Annotated in this window: 10 protein-coding genes; 2 read left to right on the top strand and 8 right to left on the bottom strand. The window is 44.5% G+C overall.

Going from position 1 to position 20,179, the window contains the following annotated elements; all coding sequences use genetic code 11:
* Positions 1-134: 134 nt before the first annotated feature.
* The 3 genes from V7Q33_RS10605 to V7Q33_RS10595 form a co-directional block, all read right to left on the bottom strand.
* Positions 135-2,204, bottom strand: a complete 2,070-nt coding sequence (locus V7Q33_RS10605; protein WP_333819812.1) for a fibronectin type III domain-containing protein — start codon at positions 2,202-2,204, stop codon at positions 135-137.
* A gap of 1 nt (position 2,205) precedes the next feature.
* A complete protein-coding gene (locus V7Q33_RS10600; protein WP_333819811.1) occupies positions 2,206-6,813 on the bottom strand; it encodes a hypothetical protein in 4,608 nt (1,535 codons plus the stop codon).
* A gap of 856 nt (positions 6,814-7,669) precedes the next feature.
* A complete protein-coding gene (locus tag V7Q33_RS10595; protein ID WP_333819810.1) occupies positions 7,670-11,854 on the bottom strand; it encodes a two-component regulator propeller domain-containing protein in 4,185 nt (1,394 codons plus the stop codon).
* A 426-nt stretch (positions 11,855-12,280) separates the two neighbouring features.
* On the opposite strand from V7Q33_RS10595, the gene V7Q33_RS10590 reads away from it, so the two are divergent.
* A complete protein-coding gene (locus tag V7Q33_RS10590) occupies positions 12,281-14,248 on the top strand; it encodes a M1 family metallopeptidase (RefSeq protein ID WP_333819809.1) in 1,968 nt (655 codons plus the stop codon).
* Between the two features lie 11 nt (positions 14,249-14,259).
* Here V7Q33_RS10590 and V7Q33_RS10585 read toward each other — a convergent pair whose 3' ends face one another.
* The 3 genes from V7Q33_RS10585 to V7Q33_RS10575 all read right to left on the bottom strand — a co-directional run bounded on the left by V7Q33_RS10585 (position 14,260) and on the right by V7Q33_RS10575 (position 18,393).
* Positions 14,260-15,795, bottom strand: a complete 1,536-nt coding sequence (locus V7Q33_RS10585) for a glycoside hydrolase family 43 protein (RefSeq protein ID WP_333819821.1) — start codon at positions 15,793-15,795, stop codon at positions 14,260-14,262.
* Between the two features lie 58 nt (positions 15,796-15,853).
* Entirely contained in the window at positions 15,854-17,788 is a 1,935-nt protein-coding gene (locus tag V7Q33_RS10580; RefSeq protein WP_333819808.1) for an alpha-L-arabinofuranosidase C-terminal domain-containing protein, read from the bottom strand.
* A 341-nt stretch (positions 17,789-18,129) separates the two neighbouring features.
* Positions 18,130-18,393: a hypothetical protein gene (locus tag V7Q33_RS10575; RefSeq protein ID WP_331983165.1), complete on the bottom strand. Its 264-nt coding sequence runs from the start codon at positions 18,391-18,393 to the stop codon at positions 18,130-18,132.
* Between the two features lie 299 nt (positions 18,394-18,692).
* On the opposite strand from V7Q33_RS10575, the gene V7Q33_RS10570 reads away from it, so the two are divergent.
* Positions 18,693-19,124 carry a response regulator gene (locus V7Q33_RS10570; RefSeq protein WP_331983163.1) on the top strand — a complete coding sequence of 144 codons (432 nt, stop codon included), beginning with the start codon at positions 18,693-18,695 and terminating at the stop codon, positions 19,122-19,124.
* A 265-nt stretch (positions 19,125-19,389) separates the two neighbouring features.
* Here V7Q33_RS10570 and V7Q33_RS10565 read toward each other — a convergent pair whose 3' ends face one another.
* Positions 19,390-19,953 (bottom strand): hypothetical protein, encoded by a 564-nt coding sequence (locus V7Q33_RS10565; protein WP_333819807.1) that lies wholly within the window; start codon positions 19,951-19,953, stop codon positions 19,390-19,392.
* Positions 19,954-19,999: 46 nt separating this feature from the next.
* Positions 20,000-20,179: hypothetical protein (locus V7Q33_RS10560; RefSeq protein WP_333819806.1), on the bottom strand; the 180-nt coding region annotated here is incomplete at its 5' end.

The raw sequence follows: 20,179 nt of genomic DNA, 5'->3' as shown, positions 1-20,179 counted from the left end.
TGTCCGGAGCCAAATACCCTGACACTGTAATTACATAGCCATTCGCAAAATCGGCTTGTGCCACGGCATGTGAGGCTACCAGGAAAAGCATGACTTGAACTAACCTTTTCATAAATCTCATCAGGATCGAATCATTAATATTTTACCACAACCCATTTCATACGGCTCATCTGTCCGGCCTTTGTTACCACCCGTATGCCGTATGTATATTCTGTATTGACCGCGAGCGCCTCGTCTACTGTGCGCCTTTCATCTTGCTTCATTATTCGCCACAGCGTAACCGGCTCGCCTTTCTTTTGCCTGTAGAGCTGATACTCTTCTACGTTGTTCAAGCCATCCTTCCAGAATAACTCGATGTAATGCTTATCGCGATCTACATAGGCATTAAACATATTTACGGTGATGTCGTCCGGATCACCTGCTACCTTTATACTTACCGGGGTGGCTGGCAATGATTCCAGGCCGCTTGAATCTTTGCTGACTAATGTATAGGTATAGAGATGGCCTCTCTGAACTGCTACATCTGTATATTTACCGGGCGTGCTCGCATTGAATTTTGCTACGAGTCGCCAATCTTTTTCAGTATCGGCTTTTCTGAATAATGAATGCGAGGCCACATCTTCATCATGTGAATCAGCCCACGATAATTTCACCTGGTAATCGAACAATTCGTATTTCGTAAAGACGGGTGATGTAGGCGGCACAACATCCGGTTTGATAGCCGTGATGAGCGTAGAAAATTTCGATTGATTATAGCGCTTGTCCAATGCCGTTACCGCATAGAAAACTTTGCGATTGGTGAGGCGCATGCTCACCGTATCAACGAAAGATGTACCCAAGAATATAGAATCGGTTAATGGAGTAAGCTCAGAATTTCTCGAATACATTCTGAACACTTTATAGCCATGCAAGTCTTTTTCGGTATTAGGTGTCCACGATATAATGGCGACACCCGATGAATCAATTTTTACTTTTACACCGGCAGGCGCCTGTGGCGGTATACTATCCAATGGCTGCACCAATACCGGCATGGAAGTACGCGACTCTCCATCGATCGCAACAGCTGTAATGGTAAAGTAATTGGCAGGAAATAACTTATCGTAACGCAAGGATCGCTTTGTTGCACCTATATTTTCAATCACCGGAAAGTAAGGCCCCTGCTCCGTCTGTGATTGATTCAATGTAAAACTTTTAATAAGAGAATTTCCAGCGTCATCAAATTCCCATTCAATAAGAAGGCTACCGGTTTCGTCAACCACGGAACGTATAATGTGCGGAACATAGGTTAGCATTTTCTTCCCTATACCGGAGACAGCTTCCGATGGCGGCCCTACTTCGCCAAAGGTTGTAACACCGCGCACCCGGTAATAATATTTAACATTGTTCATACCCAGTGTGTCAACATAGTGCACACGTGCCGCAGCTCGCTTATTACCCTGTTCACTTATTTTTGTAACCGGTCTTTCGGTAACCCTGTAAAAATTTGTCCCGTCAGAGGAACGCTCAATGAAATAAGCGTTGTAATAATCTTTCAACCCGTTGTAGTCCCAGCTAAGTGTAGCAGCTTTGTCGCCAAAGAAAGCGGCTATATCTGTAACCGCTGGTAGTGGCTTAAAATCGGCAGGGCTGATGAACACTGCGGTTGAATCGATGAATAAAACATTAGCCGGCACTAATGATTTTATGCGGTATAAATATTTCTCGTTTTGCTTTACGTCTGCGTCAACGAGCCCCCACCCTGCAAATAGTGCAGCTTCAAAACTCCGGTCGGCAGCATATAGCGAAAGCGCAAAACGCTGTTCTGCTTCCTGTGCTTTGTTTACGGTTGATAAAATGCCCTGATCATCTTTACCGGATACATCAAAACTATCGCCATATAACGCTTGTGCTATAATGGCGGCATTTTCATCCTGGTTCACCAGGGTTTCCCACAAGGCTAATGCTTTAGGCTTAAATACTCCTATGTCTTTTCGCTCAGGTTTAGCCAGCATGCTTTTATCACGGATAACCGTAAAGCGTGAAACTGAAAAACCATATTTGTTCAATGCTCTCCAGGCTTGTGCATTGCTGGCTCCCCAGCGGATCAGAATTTGCTTTTGCTGTGCCCGTGCCACGGCACGAATAGCCGTAGCGTGTTGCGCATGCGCGTGCATGCAGAAGAAATATATAGCGAGTAACAGAATACTTTTACAAACGCTTTTCATGTTACCGGATCGGATTAAAGTAAGAGAACACAGCCGAAGAACCTTTTTTACCACCCGGCATTACATATTGAAAATTAACCTTGTAAGTACCATAGCGCATAAAAGGAAAAGATTCCATGATGATATAGGCGTATTGGCTTTGCTGTGGCGTACCCAGAAACCTGTTTACTACCTGTGCCTGCAGATCTCTAAAATCCTGGTAGTATATTCTGGGCAAGTCATATATATAAGGCATACGGGTGCTTAGCAGGGCACCAGCACTTTCACTGCCTGCCTGATCCACATAAAGCGACATCAGTGGCAAAGCACGCGAAGGATATAGCCCTAGTTCTGTAGTGTCGCGATTCGTGAGTGTAATTCGGTTGGCTATCGGATAATCCCGATAAATATGAGTATAGATATCTTCCTTGTAGTAGGGATCATCTGCTATCGCGGCCGCCATAACAAGCGGTTCTTCGTTTGTATAAACCGTTCCTGTCAGTTCCTGTATATCAAACGGCTCATAAGATTTCATCAAGGGTTGTAGATTGATTACATCGGAAGACACCTTGCCAACAAACGGATCCTGAATGCTCAGCTTGTTTATCTTATCAGCAAATAATGCATGTTTGCTGGTGCTAAAAGAATAATCCACCAGACTTTTACCCAATCCTACCTGCAGTACATCGCCTGCCTGGTTGTTCTTCACGGTAAGTTCGGCACCCTCTGTTTTAATCGATTGTTCCACCACCGCCGGTGTTGCCGTGGCTGCCGCTGTATTGGCGGGCATCGCGATAAGACCGATATAATAAGTGGATGAAAGATCGAGCTGATTGAGCGTAAAGTCTATACGTCTTTCGGATGTATTATACTGTATCGATTGATTGAATGAAGTTTTATCCGGTCTTCCGATACGGATCTCATATTTCCACTCGGGTGAAAACAAATAAGACTGTCCGCGTTTTAGCTGAATATATCCGGATGTACTCTCATCTCTGTAATAGTTATGCTGCTCTACGACCGGGTATGCATATTCTATATTTGATAGCGGTATATTCTCGGGTGCCGTTCCCGTTGTAAAGGATACTTCTTTTATCTCCTCTGCTTTTTTACCCTGATCTAAAACTGGTTGCCATGTTTGCCCTTGCTGAATTTCGAAGCTCACGCGCACGGAAGCCTTGAGTGTTTTCTGCGGGGGTAAAACTTCCGTAGAGTAATAAGTAGCAATGTCGTGCGTGCTGTTCCATACTATTTTACCCGGCACAACCTGCCCGTTGTCGGTAACTGTAAATTCCTCAAGGCGGACGCGGTAGGTTTTGGTTCCGTTGTCGTCATCTACAGAGAAAGGTTGCTCCATGCGCATGTTAAAGGCAACCTGGGGCGCGGCAAACACATCTATACTTTTTGACTGGTCAATTGGTTTCATGTCTGAGATAACATTCAGCACCAGCGGACTACCAGAATCATTTACTATATGGCAATCATTACCAAACTCAATCTTTAACCGGAAATTGCCACTCACCAATCCGCCCAGCACATCAACCTTAACCGCTAAATAACCTTTCAACACGGTTGGGCTGGGTAATTTTGATTGCAGTAAAACTGCCGAGCTTCCTTTTAACACAGAGAACTTCTTTTTAAAACCAAACAGCCTGATGGAAACACCCACTTCTCCCTGAAGGTATGCATACGCCTGCCCGGTAGAATACCATCCGCCTATCCCGATGGGTTCACTGCTTCCTTCACAATGCGCATCTCCATAGTCGCGCAGCATCACATCAAAACCGGCCCCGGCCCTGAAGTTGGCATATAGTATAGCAATGTTGATGTCGCCGGTTTCGATGGCGAAGCTTGTACCGAATGCAATGCCGCGGCCATCGCTCAGTGCATTCAGGTCGCGCATATAGTCAAGCTTCTGCAGTTCTATACCGAGAATATCGGCAACGGCCTGTGGCGGAGGCGGTGAGTCCAGTACTTTGCTTCCTGTCATAAAATAACCGAGGGTCTTGGTACTGAAGCTTCCTATACCAAACTGAATACCGATCGGGTCTACCGGTGTTCCCATATACAGGTAATATTCACCGGGTGCGATGTGCATAACAGACCATCCTGCTCTGTTTCCATTGCCCACACCACGCAATAAACCTCCGGCTACATTAACATATACATCGAATGTTGAGTGAAATGTTTGCGATGTAAAATCCATCATGATGCCAACATGTGCCGAAATGGTTCCATCCTGTCCCAGCTTCTTTACATCGCCCATAAGTGTTTCGGCTGCTTTGGAGGGTTCATTTACCTTCATATTCTCCAATGCTTTTGCCAGTAAAGGATTATCCTTTACATACGCATTTTCATACTCAGTATAGGTCTTCTGCAGTTGCTCTACATACTCCCCTATATTTTCGGTGCCGGGTATCTTCCCTACAAAGCGGGCATCGCCATAAAAGCCGATATAGCTAAGCCCCATGTTTTTATTAAACCCGATCTCAAAAGAAGCTTCACCGTCTACAACGCTGCGGGTAAACACATTGAACAAAACGGCTGCCTTAATACCAAAATAAGTGTTTGCATCCGGAACGTAATCCAGTCCTATAGCCGTAAGCCCTTTGGAATCCGTTGTCTTTTTCATGCGGTAAAACGCACCACCGCCAAATCCGTGAATACGAAACGGCCCCACAACCGGAATACCATCGCCATACGACACCGATCCGTCTACAAGCCAGTAGCGAAAATCCCTGGCTCCAAAAATGGCTCGCGCTTTTACATCTACTTTAATGGGGATAAAGGTGGCATCCAGTTTTCCGGCTATACCATTGCCATATACCGGGTCGTCATCCATCATTACAATCGTGCCGGCTATCTTTAAACAACCGCTTATCGTTGCGTTGATAGAGATTGCGCCAATATTTATACCGTCATACTTCCAGGACTGATCGCCATTGTCTTCTTTTTTAAGAACGCCCTTCACTTCCACGCGGGCACTTCCTCCGAATTGAGCTTCCATCAGGTTGAGCTTGATCGTGAAGCCAAGCTTTGCTTTGCCATTCATGGCAGTAACCGCTATATCGTCTAACGACACCGGGAAGTCTGCAAATTTTACCTCGCCTTTATAGCCAAAGTACTCCACTTCCAGGTAAGGGCTTTCTGTCATCAGGTGAAGAGACTTGAATTCTATACCTTTAAATTCACCCAACGACTTTCCATTTTCATCTTTTGAGAGCTTCAAGCCCATGCGTCCGTGCAACATGGCTTCGGGTTCAAACTTGTCATCAACCACCTGCAACTGAACATACGAGTTCGGATCAATCTCTACTTCGGCATTCCAGACGGTAAACCTGAACTTGTTAACTGTTTTGACATTAAGGAGATATTTATCGGGCATCATAATGCCCTCGTAGGCAAATGTATCTTTCTCGGCAACCGGGAGACCGATCAACCCATTAAAGGAAGCTTCGGTAAGATTATTCGCTTCAAGCGATATACTGATCTGATCCACTGAAAACTTCCAACCTGATGCGGTGCCTTTAGATATAGGAAGAATATTCTTTCCCACAAAAGTACCCGACAATCCATTGTTGTCGATAAGCATATTAAAGCCGGTAAAGGAAATCCTTTTGTTTGTATCCGATTTATCCTTGAACTGGGAAGGTAATGTTATACTTATATTTTTTGCGTATACACCACGCCACAGTTCAGGGCTGTTGGGCACCATGTAGTTTGTTTCATAATTGCGCGGGTATACTATTGAGGGGCTGTTGCGCAGATCGCTAAGATCCAACACGGCAGTATTGACATTAAAAATGACACCGCTCAGTTCGGGTATCTCAAAATCAGGAAGACTTAACTCAATCAGTATATCGCTCCAGTCGGCTACTATGGTTGAAAAAGATCCTTTAACTCTTTTATCCGGGCTTTCATACGGTTTGCCATTTGCATCTACCGGTATCAGTAAACTTCTGGGAAATTCAACATCGGCCGATATTCCCAATTCCTTAAAGCCATTACAGTCGAATGCGAGATAGGTTTGCGAACTGGCAGACGCAGGCTGTTTTATGTTGTTTCCGCCTTTTAATATCAAGGCACTCGAACCGCCGTTAATGCGTATCGGCAAATCGCCCAGCAACACCAGTTTAGCATCTCCAACAATCCCTCCCTGGTAGGTAAGCTTTATACCTTCAAGCCCAAAGAATAATTCTTTCGGTTCTTGCGGTATTTCAATCTTTGCAAAGGCTGTTAGCTCAGCATAGTCAGCGCCAAATTTAACCTGGCTAACGGCTATCGTAACCGTAGTGCTGTTAACAACTTTTTTTATACCTACCGGTAATTCAAACAATCCATCCGGTCTTAATTCACTTACATAATTTCCCAGCGCTTCAAGTTTATCGAAAGCATCTTTGGCAGTTGCCTTTAGAGACGCTACATCTTTACTCTGGCCAACATAACTGTTCAGGTATTCTTGTGTAAGTTCACTGGTTTGTTGGGGTAAGAGAAAATTTTCAGATAAATAGCCAAGCTGGGGGAAGGCCCGGAGCAGCTCAGCTTTGTCTTCTTCCCCTGATCTTACACTTGTCGAATCCTTGTCAGTAAAATAGGGTGAACAATAGGCATAACCTGAAATTGTCAACAACAAAACAAGTTTTAAATGGCGAACGCTTCTGAATAATCCTGAGTAAAATAAACCCATGTATCGATGTGTAGTCTGTATTAGTAAGTAGGTTGATAGCTTTTAAGCAACGGGTAGCCTACCCGGCCTGAGTTGGAATCTAAAGATGATGGTTGTCTAACATTGGTCTAACTATTCTGATACACATCGCTTTACCCGACTGAGTATACTTTCACAGATTATAATCATGGATACGTTTGCCAAATAAACCTAACAACCCATTGGCTAATCGATTTGAATTATAAAAACAAAATAATACCCCCAACTTCTCTTGCCTTGCGAGGCAGCAAAAGTATATAAAAATCAATCAACTCTACACAACATGCTTAATTTTTATACTATATATATAATGACATCTTAAAAATTATACTCCGTCATAATGCGGTATACCAGCGATCTCCTAAGATGCGTCAGCGGATTATACCAGCGCACAAATTTCGATGTTCTATCGAAAAAAAATCACCATCTATCGATTAACAGAAGCTGTTAGGCGTGGAATAAGGACGTAATGGAATATGCAGCACAAAAAATAAATACCATTATATACGGTATACAGAAACCAATATAAGCTACGCTGGTATTACCTGTAATATTTTACGCGAAGTACACAGTAATAAAGAAAAGAGCAGTCACATTTAAGCACCGATGCTACCGGCGGTTAATAATTCTCTGACCGGCTTCTTGTGTACCGGCCAGAATAAGGTTTCCATAACATTTTTTCGGATATATACTATACCGGATTTTTCCGGTATTTAGACATTTTTACAATCCGGGGCGATAGGCATATCACCAGGTCGATTGGTTGCGTGAATCGTTTATGCTATTTGTACGAATGCGCGGTAGCTTTCTCCAGCGTCTTCAGCAGGTCTTCCAGGTGCATGGGCTTGCTCAGGTAATCGTCCATGCCTACATCTATACATTGCTCTTTATCGCCTTGCATCATGTTGGCGGTCATGGCCACAATAAATGATTCGCATTGTAATTCCTGCCGGAGTATTCGTGTTGCTTCAAGGCCATCCATTTCGGGCATCTGCACATCCATGAGAATCACATCGTATTTGTTTACACGCAACTCATTCAAAACCTCAACACCGTTGCTAACCACTTTGGGCGAGTAGCCAAGTTTGTTCAATATTCGCAGTGCCAGTTTCTGATTTACCAGATTGTCGTCAGCAACCAGAATGGTGAGCGGATTTGTTTTCGCAAAGTCATCCGAAAGCAGCTTCTCGCCCTGCATGGCCCGTGGTTGCACTTTACGCTCGTGCCGCAATGCCTGGAATATAATTTCATTCAATTGCTTCTGATGCACCGGTTTGGTGAGTATATGATAAAATAATTCCGATAGCTCACCGGTCTTTTCTGTGCCCAGGGAAGAAAGGAGCAACACGGGCAATTTAGGATGTGTACGTTTTATAATCTTCGTAAACTCTACACCGTCCATTACCGGCATATTGTAGTCGGTAATGATCGCATCTATCTGCGAATTCAGCTGCATGATCTCCAGCGCCTGTGCAGCCGAGTCTGCCACCACCGGCACGAGCTTCCATTGCTCCAGTTGTGTTTTCAGGATTAACCGGTTGGTTTCATTATCATCTACCACCAACACTTGCTTGCCTATACAATCGTTCTGGTTCAGGTAAACGTATTTCTGGAATGGCTCATCCGCTGACGTTGTAGCGATGGTAAAGGTAAAAACGGAGCCCACACCCGGTTTGCTGGAAAGCGCTATATTCCCTCCCATTAACTGCACCAGTTTTTCAGATATAGCAAGACCGAGACCGGTGCCGCCATACTTGCGCGTAGTAGAGGAATCTACCTGGGCAAACGACTTGAACAACAAATGCTGCTTGTCTTCAGGTATACCAATGCCTGTATCCCGCACCGAGAACGTCAGGCCCAGTTGATTGTTCTGTACCGGTATATCTCTGGTTACAGCAATATTAATAAAGATTTCTCCTTCACTGGTAAATTTTATAGCGTTCGAAACCAGGTTCATCAGCACCTGCCGCAGGCGTACACTGTCGCCTATAATTTTGTTCGGCACGTTGGGTTCGATCTGATATATAAGATCAAGTCCTATCTTGGCAGCTTTTCCGGCAAATACATCCAGCACGCCTTCTACGCACGAGCGCAGATCGAATGATATTTGCTCAAGCTCCATTTTGCCGGATTCGATCTTGGAGAAATCCAGTATATCGTTTATAACGGTTAACAGGTTATCGCCACAGCTGCGGATTGTTTCGGTATACTCGAACTGCTCGGCCGTAAGCGGAGTTTCTGCCAGTAGTGAGGCCATACCAATAACGCCGTTCATTGGCGTTCGTATCTCATGGCTCATGGTTGCCAGAAATATACTCTTGGCCCGGGTGGCTTCTTCTGCTTCCTTGCGCGCCTGTTCAGATTCAGCTTTCTGCTCCGTAAGTTCTGCATTGATCGTCTTCAGAAATTCAGCCTGTGCTTCAAGCTGCTCCTTCTGCCCTACCACTTCTGCTGTACGCTCAACTACCAGGCCTTCCAGTATATCTTTTTGCTTTTTAACCGAGTTGATACGAACACGGTAAAATGTAAAGGAACTCCCCACCAGGATCAGCCCAACCGTGGCACGAAACCAAAGCGTTAACCAGAAAGGTGGTGTTATCACGATACGAATAGCAGCACCTTCTTCGTTCCAGATACCATCGTTGTTCGATGCCTTCACCTCAAATGTATATTCGCCCGGATCAAGGTTTGTATAGGTAGCATCGTGCTTGTTCCCTACATAGTTCCAATCTTTGTCGAACCCCGTGAGGCGGTATGCATATTGGTTGTTTTCAGGAGACGTAAAGTTCAAGGCTGCAAATTCAAACGAAAAAACCGACTGATCGTACGAAAGCCTGATTTGCTTTGTCTCGCCAATGTGTGCTTTGAGAATCGAATTTCTATGATGTGAAACTGATTTATTAAAAAGCTGAAAGTCGGTTATTACCACCGGTGGTATAACCGGGTTATCCAGTATACTGTCGGGATTAAATACATTGAATCCATTGTTGCCACCAAAATATAGCAGGCCGGCTCTTGTCTTCAGGGAACTGTTATACCCGAACGAGTTTCCCTGCAGTCCATCGGTTACTGTATAATTTTTAAATTTCCTGTTAACCGGATCAAACCGGCTCAATCCTTTATTGGTGGCAATCCACAAATTGCCACGTACATCTTCTTCAATACTCATGGTAGCATTACTGGGCAATCCATCCTTTAACTGATATGCAATAAAATGCCCGGTTTTCCTGTCAAAACGATTCAATCCATTGATCGTACATATCCAGATATTGCCTTTGCTGTCTTCAAAAATATCCTGGATGGTATTGTTGCTGATGCTGAGCGAGTCATGCTCATCGTGCATATAATGTGTAAATACATTTGTTTGGGGATTGTAACAATCTATACCGCTAAGCTCTGTACCGATCCAGAGTATATGGTTGCTATCTTCGAATGTGAGAAACACGCGGTTGCTGCTTAACCCGTTGGCACTTCCTTCACGATGAAAATAGCGCGTTACACGATTTGCCTTTCGGTCGATCCTGTTGATACCGCCTGCATACAACGAAACCCAAATGTTATTATCATGATCATTGATAACTCCGAACACTTCATTTACCAGGAGGCTGCTGGAATCGCCCGGTATATTTTTATAGTGTGTGAACTGCTGCCGTGCACGATCGAAAAAATTTAAACCACCGGCCCAGGTACCCGCCCATATATTCTGGTCTTTGTCCAGCGCTATACACGTTGCATAGTCGCCACTCAGGCTGTTCCTATTTGCTTCTTTTCTATAATGACGAAACGTGTGCTTCTCCGGATCGAAAACATTTATACCGCCACCATCTGTAGCAATCCATATCTTCCCTTCATTATCTTCTGCAAAGCCGCGAACATCGTTATCGCTCAAACTCTGTCCGTCATTTGCATCAAATGCATAGTGTATAAATTTCTTCTGGTTCCAGTCCAGGAAATTAACGCCTGCACTGGCGGTACCCACCCACATATTTTTAGAGCGGTCGCGATAGATAGCGTGAACCGAATTTTGTATCAAACCGCTTCTATCGTTACCATTGCCATAGGTGGCAACCATACCCGTCTGTTTATCGAGTATACATAAACCGCCATTTTCTGTTCCGATCCAGATGCGTCCATCGGCATCCTGGTTTACGATCATCGTTTCATTATTACTCAGACTATATTTATTGCCTGGTTCATGATGATATTGTTGAATGGCATGGGTACTGGTATTAAGCCGGCATATACCTCCGCCCTTGGTGGCGATCCACAAGTCGCCATCGCGATCCAGGAAAAGATCGCGCACAAATTCGGCACTCAGCGATTCGGCAGACGCATGGGGTTGATAGTGTGTAAATATAGTACCGGATACATCCAGCATGTCGAGTCCTTTGGCAGTGCCAATCCACAGATTGCCCCGGGCATCTTCCTGGATGGCCAGTATTTCGTTGGAGACAAGGCTTGTGGCATTATTTTCCCGGTGCGTGTAGTATGTTATTTTCGTTCTGCTTCTGTCGAGTTTGCACAAGCCCTGATCAGTACCTATCCACAAGTTACCGGCACGGTCTTCAAATATATCTTCTACATTATTGCTGGGTATAGCGTAAGGACGGCTGCCCGCCTTGATCTGCATAAATGAATCATCGCTACGGTCATATCGGCTCAATCCGTTATAGGTAGCTACCCATAAAAAACCATTGTGATCTTCGAGTACATCGGTGATCCAGTTTCCATTGATACTGGTGGAGTCGCCCGGTATATTTTTATAGACAACGAGTTTGTTGCCATCGTACTTGGTGAGGCCATCAAAGGTACCAAACCACATAAACCCGCGCTTATCCTGAAGTATACACCGGATGTGGTTGTCTTCAAGCTTTATGGTTTTAAACCTGATGGATCGCTGTGCCTCCGCATGGAAGAGCAGACATACTATAAGAATTATGATACCGGATGCCTTCTTACAAACCATACCTTACTTTTATGATGCCCCTGCAGAGTAAGAATTGCCACTGTACGTCTGAAATGATGCAATGTCAATTACCAATGCCGCCAATTTTTTCGCAAGGTCAATAATTACCGTACATCAGGGCATCAGGAAAAAACGGATTAGGCATCAGGAAATTTCCTATTCTGAGTGTACAGCAGCCTGATGCTGATTTATTTGTCGCAACAAGTCGTGAACTTTTCCCTAGGTAGTTCATTCCAAATCTGAACAATCACTACGTGTTGAACCTGCTGTCTGGACGAACCCTGCGGCGGCTGATCATGTCATGATCGCTGCCATCGGAATATTTATCCACAACTATGGGATGGAATTATGAAAAAAACAGGGCAATGAGGCTTTTTTAAATTATCTTGGCATAAGGGTATAATTTACCTGCATCAATAAATATATATGAATCGTATTCTTATAGGGCTGAGCTTCGTTCTCTTTTTCAATACCTTTTCTGTTCAATCTCAGCATCACGAAAAATCGGCGTATATAGCTTCCGATCTGTTTCCAGCCTTACCCGGATTACCAACCGGGAATCCCTATCGCACTGCCACGGGTGAACCAGGACCGGCCTACTGGCAAAACCGCGCCGATTATAAAATCGATGTTGTATTGAATGATAAAACTGAAGTGATTACCGGCACTGAAACCATAACCTATACGAATAACAGTCCGCAGTCACTTTCGTTTCTATGGTTACAGTTGGATCAAAATGTATACAGAAAGCATTCGAAGGGGCTGGACAGCCAGTTATTTCTTACGAATAGTGCATCGACCGCCACACCTGCCGGTGGCTTTACCATTGAGGCTATAACGTTCCAGGATTCAAAGACAGCCTCAAAAGAGGCGGTATATACTGTGCATGATACCCGTATGCGGGTGGATCTTTATACTCCGCTGGCATCGGGCCAACAACTTTCTTTCCAGATAAAATACAGCTATAAATTTCCGCATAACTTCCGGAATGCCGATTTCAATGTAAATCGCACCGATATACTGGCCACCCGAAATGGCGATATATATTCTGTAGCACAGTGGTATCCGCGTTTGTGTGTGCTCGATGATGTGAGTGGCTGGAATACGCTGCCATACCTGGGTAACGGAGAGTTTTACCTGGAATATGGAAACTTCGATGTAAACATCACACTTCCCTCTGCCTATATTGTAGAAGCATCGGGAGACCTTCTCAATCCGGAAGATGTATTAACACCCGCGCAACTCGAACGCTGGAAGAACGTCAGATCATCTGACAAAAAAGTATATATCCGGAGAGCAGAAGAAGTTACGGATCCTGCCTCGAGGCCTTCCAAACCTGATTGCACCTGGAAATTCCGGTTAACCAATGCCCGGGATTTTGCATGGACTGCCTCTAAAGCTTTTGTTTGGGAGGGTATTGGAATTACGTTGCCGGGCGGTAAAAAGGTATGGGGAAGTTCGCTATACCCGGTTGAATCGAAGCTCACTGAAAGCTGGGACCGATCGGGAGAGTATATCAAATTTACTTTGCAGCATTTCTCGGGCAAATGGTATGAATATCCGTATACGAAGGCGGTAAACGTTGCATCGAACCTGGACGGAATGGAATACCCGGCCCTGGTTTTCTGTTCTGCCAAAGACAAAGGAAATATGTACTGGGCGGTTGTAAACCATGAATTAGGGCACACCTGGTTTCCAATGATTGTGGGCAGCAATGAACGCCGATACGCCTGGATGGATGAAGGCCTGAATGCCTTTATGGATAATATAGCAACCCGCGAATTTAACGGAGGTGAGTTTAAAGGCTATCATGAAATAGATATACCGGTTGCAGCACTTTTTGCAGACTCTCTCCCTCCTGTCATGACTCGCCCCGATGCCATTGCGGGAAACGAAGTATACACCGTTCAATATCAAAAAGTGGCTTACCTGCTGGCGTTGCTGAGAGAGCACATCGTAGGCAAAGAGCAGTTTGACGCTGCGTTTCGAAACTATATCAGCCACTGGGCTTACAAACATCCTTCTCCGTGGGATTTTTTTAACAGCATGAATAACTCGACCGGTGAGGATTTATACTGGTTCTGGAAATCCATGTTTCTCGAAAATTACAGGTTGGATCAGCGCATCGCTAACGTGATCAATCCTTCTACAGGGAAAAATGGAAAAGCAATTGTAGTGATCGAGAACATGGATAAAGCAGCCATGCCGCTACAGATTGAAATTCAGTTCGAAACCGGGAAGAAAGAACTTTATAACTTACCGGTAGAGATATGGGAACAAGGATCGGTTTATAAATTTATTCCCGATTCCGAAGGCACCATCAGCAAAGTCGTTATTGACCCACAGGGTATATATCCTGATGTTAACATTGCGAACAATAGCTGGAGCAAGTAAAAATATCTATATTACTTCTCACTTTCGATCCTGAAAAAATCGAAATCAACGTAACCGCCAGTTTCACGGGTCGCATAATTAAACAAGCCGAAACGATAACCCATAAAGTGTGGCAATGTATAGGCCATGTGAAGCGGTGCTCCGATCGGTGCCCACGATTTACCATCTATACTATAGAAGAACCTGGCAATGTCTTTCATATCATGAAAGTCGCACACCGCCTTTAGATATACTACGTTTTGTGTAAGTGGAATACGCTGTACTTCGACTGGCCTTTCGGTTTCAGCACTGATCATTACCATGGATTTATTCATTCCATCATACTTCACTCCTGCCAATCCATACCTGCGTTGTAATAAAGCAAGCCCTGCAAAATCTCCCGCTTTCATCTTCGACACGTCCAGTGCCGTGACAGCAGAACATGCCGGGCCGATGGTGCGCTGTGTTAATGTATTTACCGCTTGCGTGAACAGTGTATCGATGCGACCGGTTGCCAGGCGGAGATACCCTTTGCGTGCCGTTACAGACCATAGTTTGCTATCGGGGTTATGATTCCACTGCCAAACCAGTGGCAGTGCAGGCTCTCCTTTCTTGCGATCAAACTCATCCGAGGCCACTATGCCGGGTAGTAAACTTTTATTCGCGGGCAGATCAAGCACCTCCGGCACCTTTCCATTTATACCCAACACAGGCCAATCGTTTTGCCAGGTAACGGGCACCAGGTACGGTATTCTCCCTACAGCACCATAATCACGAAACAAATACGCATACCATCTTCCGTCCGGAGTATCAATCAGTCCACCCTGCGCTACCCCCATATCCTGCAGGGCTACACGACCTTCATACGGTCCGGTAATTTTATCGGCCCGGTGTATAACCACAGTGCGCATCCCTCCCTTCGGCCAGGTAATGTTAAACAAGTAATACTTTCCCTTGACTTTGAACAGCTGCGATCCCTCTGATGGCAGGCCTGTATTTGTGCCGGCGGGTGCGCTTGCATTCTCAATCACTACCTGTTCCGTTGTACCGGGCTTTATACCCGATGCATCTTCCCGCAGTTCCACCAATTTTAGTTTGCCACTGCCATAGATGAGATATACCCGCCCATCATCATCAAAGAACAATGTATGATCGTGATAAGCCGGTGCAAATGAGGTTATTTTCCAGGGGCCTTTCTCAATATCGCGGGTTGTATAGATATACGTCCTGCCGGTTGTCTGTGCGAAGGTGGTAACGTAATATATACCGTTGTGATACCGTAGGCTGCTGGCCCATGACCCGGCTCCGTAGGCATTCTTTCCATTTGCCAGGTTCAGTGCTTCTGCACTGGCAAGTGTATCATAAGCATAATTTACAAGTTGCCAATTCACCAGGTCCATGGATTTCATAATGGGCACACCAGGGCTCAGGTGCATGGTGGTACTGCTCATATAGTATACATGGCCTACCCGGATCATGGACATATCGGGTACATCGGCAAAGATGATCGGGTTATGAGCCCGCTGCGCCTGCAATGGTACAGTTGCCATGAGCAACATGACGCACATGAAAATATGCTCTTTAAAAATACGCGCCATGCAACCCGGCATCATGCTCGTCATTGTTTTATGATCTTGTTTTTATCCGGATAACCGTTAGCGACATGGCCGGTGCAGTATATTCAATCTTCCTGCTGACTTTTATTACTGATTCCACTGGCGCTATAGCCTGTGGGTTCTCCAACGTATTCTGCGCATCGGAAGCTCCGGTTAATATAGTTTGTATTGCGGTGAGTTGTATACTCTTAAAATTCGCCAGGTTGATTTTCATACCCCGGGCTTGCGTGCCGGTATTGACCAGTTTTAAAATAACATCGCCCGTTTTATTATCCTGCACGCACGATGCAGCCAGTGTAGTATCCTTGGCATTATAAGAGACTATGCGATGGATGTATACATCGCCCTGATGGGTTGAAAACATTTTTTGCACATAGTAGTTGGGCGTGAGGCATATATTGTTGTTATCAAAAAAGATCATATCCGGTTTCCATTGCGTATGATTCTTCTTCGCGAGCAACGGGGCATACGAAGCCATGTGTACAACATCGCCATTGCGTTCGAGCGATGTCATATAGGCCGCCTCGGCCAAAGCATTCTTCAACGTATTGCCCCACGAGGCATATTCACCTAAATATACTTTTGACTTGCTTCGGTCGTAAGCATCATAGCGATCAAGATGGCCCATGAACCATTCGGGTTCTTTGTAGTAATGCTCATCTACTACAGGCACTGAAAGGTTATTTGCAAACGCCCATCCCTTCGAAAAATCTTCTCCGTCCGGAAAAGGCCCCACCGTTCCAACAATGGTAATGCGCGGATATTTTGCCTTCACAGCACTATATATCATTTTGAAGCGCTCTTCAAACGCAGGTGTAATCTTATCTTCATTGCCTATGCCTATATACTCCAGGTTAAAAGGTGCAGTGTGTCCTGCCGCGGCGCGTTTCGCTCCCCACACGGAAGTGGCTGGTCCGTTCGCCCACTCAATGAGATCGAGCACATCCTGTATATAATTTTGCATGTCGTCCATCGGAATAGCTTTTTGCCCGGTGCTACCAATACGCCAGGTGCCGCCGGAATTTTGGCAGCTTACAGCAGCGGGCAACACAGGCAATGGCTTCGCCCCTATATCTTCACAGAACTGAAAATACTCATAATATCCCAGGCCGGCTGTCTGGTGATAGCCCCAGATATTTTTTTGTTCGATGCGCTGTTCGATCGGGCCGATGGTGTTTTTCCATTTATACATATTTCCGACACCATCGCCATGCACAAGGCATCCTCCGGGAAAGCGAATAAATTTCGGTTTAATCTCCGCCAGCGCCTGTGCAAGATCAGCACGTAAACCATTCGGACGGCGCTTGAAAGTCTTTTCCGGAAACAAGGAGATCACATCCAGGGCAAGCTTACCGGTTGATGTAACCAGTATCACCAGCGATGCACTGTCGCTCGCAGCAGAGGGTGTTAAACTGGCAGTATATTTCTTCCAATCGCTGGACGATGTGGAGAGTGATTGCTCGGCGAGTATTTTTCCCTTCGGAGTTTGAAGGCTTACGGACAATGATATAGGAGCACCAGTTAACTGTCGGGCTAAAAACGACAATGTATAAGTATCGCCAGCCTTTACCGTCATTCCATCAAACCCGGGATTTTTGATACCTATACCTGCATCGCCTACGTGCTCGACATTCAAAACTATATAATGAGGATTATTGGGATTAACCGGATGGTTGGTTTCTACCTGGATCGATCCGTACGAAAACCCGGGCGTGATATACTCCCAAAACGAAAACGGCCCCCACTCTTGCCTATCTGTAGGACTATATTCAAACGAACGATTTTGCACCAGCTCTGCATACAAACCGCCATCGGCAGCATAGTTGATGTCTTCGAAAAAAAGTCCGAACAGATCGGGGCTGATCTTCTTCGGCTGTGCTGCTGCCGATAACATTAAACCGATACCGGCTATAACAGCCAGAGTTGATTTACGGAAATCTATCATTACTTTATTTTAATCAAACATTCAGATGTATCCCAAACAAATGGGCATTGCAAGTAAAGCAATCGATTGAAATATTTGTCATTTTTACACTTATTATTTTTTTATTTGTTAGAATGGGGATATCTATTAATTTAAAATAATGGACAAGGAACATCGGTCAACGAAGGTTGAAATTAAGTCTCATGAAGACATGTAACCGATAACCCATCTGTGTTACTCTGCTCCTGAGTAGCTGTCGGGATATGGGAAGCTTTTTAAAATAACGAACAAGGAGTGTTGAGTAACGCATGCGGAAGTGAAGAAGTCACGAACTGCATGCAGATACTTTCAGCAGCCGGAAGCTAAAAGTCAGCAGCTTGAGGCTTATATACTCTCACATCTACGATATCCGTAAGATGTACCGGGTTTTGCTGAAGCATTTTTCCGTTATAATCGGGCTGATGGATGGCTATTAATTTATTGGCTTCGTTCTGTGGATCAACATCGATGCGGTTCACGCGGGTAATTACAAACTGGCGATCGGTAGATGATACGATATACAATCCTACCAGGATGCCATCATTCATACTTTGAACAAGTCCTTCAAGCTTATCGTGCGAAGCCATATCTTAAATATAGTTGCCAAGCTAGCACCGTATAGGATACAATATTTGCCCGATGTAAATGGGAAACATCGCTTGTAACAAAAAATCAAAAAGTGCTTGATTTTCCAGTGCGATCACGGGAGCTTTCTGGATCACGATCTTTAATTTCGTAGCAGATAATACATTACTTTCTTTGTTGTTGAAACACCTACTGTACGGTATTGTATATTTCTATACGCAATCACTATGACTGCAATCGAAGGAAGTATTGGCACATTTTTTTATTGTGTTAGGCTTCTGTTGGCTATATATCTTTTATTATGACTATACTATATGCGGAGGACGATATTGATGACTTCCTCTTTTTTTGCGAGGTGATTGAAACAATTGACCCCACCATTCAATGCGTGAACGCTACAACAGGCATAGAAGCGCTTGAAATGCTGGACCGCATTGATACTCTTCCGGATTTCATTTTTATTGATATCAACATGCCGGCTATGGATGGAAAGGCATGTCTTAAAGATATCAAGAATGACCCGCGCCTTAAGTCTATACCGGTTATCATCTACTCCACCAGTAACAGCCCCATGGATATTGAGCAATGTATGCAATTGGGTGCCGCGGCATACCTGGTAAAACCTCACTCATTTGACGACATTGTTGCTTCGCTTTCCAAAATTGTTACAGGTAAGCTACGCAACGACAATGCCCATAGTGATATAACGAACGTTGCAGGAAACAACAAGTAATTGCTATGGTTAGTTTTCGCCCCGTAAGTGAGGAGACATCTTTATGGAATTAGGTACGCAGTGATGAAATTGGTAGGGAACTGTAATTTCATAGCTGTATAGATAGGCAAACTATAGAGTTATGGCAATTAACATTAATCATTCTGATTCTGCTGGCAGTAGCTGGATTTATCTGGATAGGCATAAAGGCAGCAAAAACAGTAAAAATAATCCTACCTACAGTCACCAACGATAATCTTACTAATAAAAGCCTGCAGCAGAAGTGTTAACCACGCCGTAATTGCGACCGTACAAAATGAATGGTGAAAAGTATTGCTATAAAAGTGAGCAGATCTATCAGCAAGGTTATCAGTAAGTCGTATAGCATCGAATAACCGGGCAGCATTGTCCAACTTGCCGGAACATAATCACGGTGCAGTGACGAGATTATGATCACTATTCTTTGGAAGTAAGGCGCGAATAATAGCAGCAGCGCTATAGTTACGCGTACCGGTTTTATATTAAGTCGTTTTACCCACAATATCTGCGGAAGTGCTCCAAAATATAAAGGGTTAAGTAAGTAAGCAAACCAGTACGGGCCTGTAAACCGGGTTAATATAGAATAGCCATCTTCCGTTTTATAAAGATCGTATTGACCGGCTGCCCAGAAGAAGAGAAAGCCTATTGCGATAACTCTGATTACAGCTATGGCTGTATCTGTCAAACCTGCCAATAACTTATTTCTGCTCTCCTGTTTAAAGCGAACAAAGGATGTAACCAGAATGAAGATTCCGAAGCCGGCGAAAATGGAGTTAATAATCCCGTTGATCACATGATTGCGTCTTGGCAAAATGCCATATTAACTATATTACAAATCACTGCATTACCAGCCTCCATCACAGAAAAATGTATTGTCTATCAGAAGTTTTTTCATGGTAGCCATGCGCCTTGTCGTTTCCTACATACCGGCGGAGCAGTATGCTGAACTTGATTGCCGATAATATATACATATAGTTTAGTTTAGCATGATGCCGGCACTTAAAAGGCGGGCTTTGTTTCTCCAAATATGACGAAAT

The organism is Ohtaekwangia sp. (genome assembly GCF_036786105.1).
In the GTDB taxonomy this organism is placed as follows: Bacteria; Bacteroidota; Bacteroidia; order Cytophagales; family Cyclobacteriaceae; genus Ohtaekwangia.
The sequence above is the reverse complement of the archived record's forward strand: the minus strand, read 5'-3'. Positions and strand labels throughout refer to the sequence as shown.

Bases quoted from the DNA above. Each gene is read 5' to 3' on its own strand.
- V7Q33_RS10585 (WP_333819821.1), bottom strand. From the start codon at position 15,795: ATGTGCGTCATGTTGCTCATGGCAACTGTACCATTGCAGGCGCAGCGG.
- V7Q33_RS10570 (WP_331983163.1), top strand. From the start codon at position 18,693: ATGACTATACTATATGCGGAGGACGATATTGATGACTTCCTCTTTTTT.
- V7Q33_RS10575 (WP_331983165.1), bottom strand. From the start codon at position 18,393: ATGGCTTCGCACGATAAGCTTGAAGGACTTGTTCAAAGTATGAATGAT.
- V7Q33_RS10590 (WP_333819809.1), top strand. From the start codon at position 12,281: ATGAATCGTATTCTTATAGGGCTGAGCTTCGTTCTCTTTTTCAATACC.
- V7Q33_RS10605 (WP_333819812.1), bottom strand. From the start codon at position 2,204: ATGAAAAGCGTTTGTAAAAGTATTCTGTTACTCGCTATATATTTCTTC.
- V7Q33_RS10580 (WP_333819808.1), bottom strand. From the start codon at position 17,788: ATGATAGATTTCCGTAAATCAACTCTGGCTGTTATAGCCGGTATCGGT.
- V7Q33_RS10595 (WP_333819810.1), bottom strand. From the start codon at position 11,854: ATGGTTTGTAAGAAGGCATCCGGTATCATAATTCTTATAGTATGTCTG.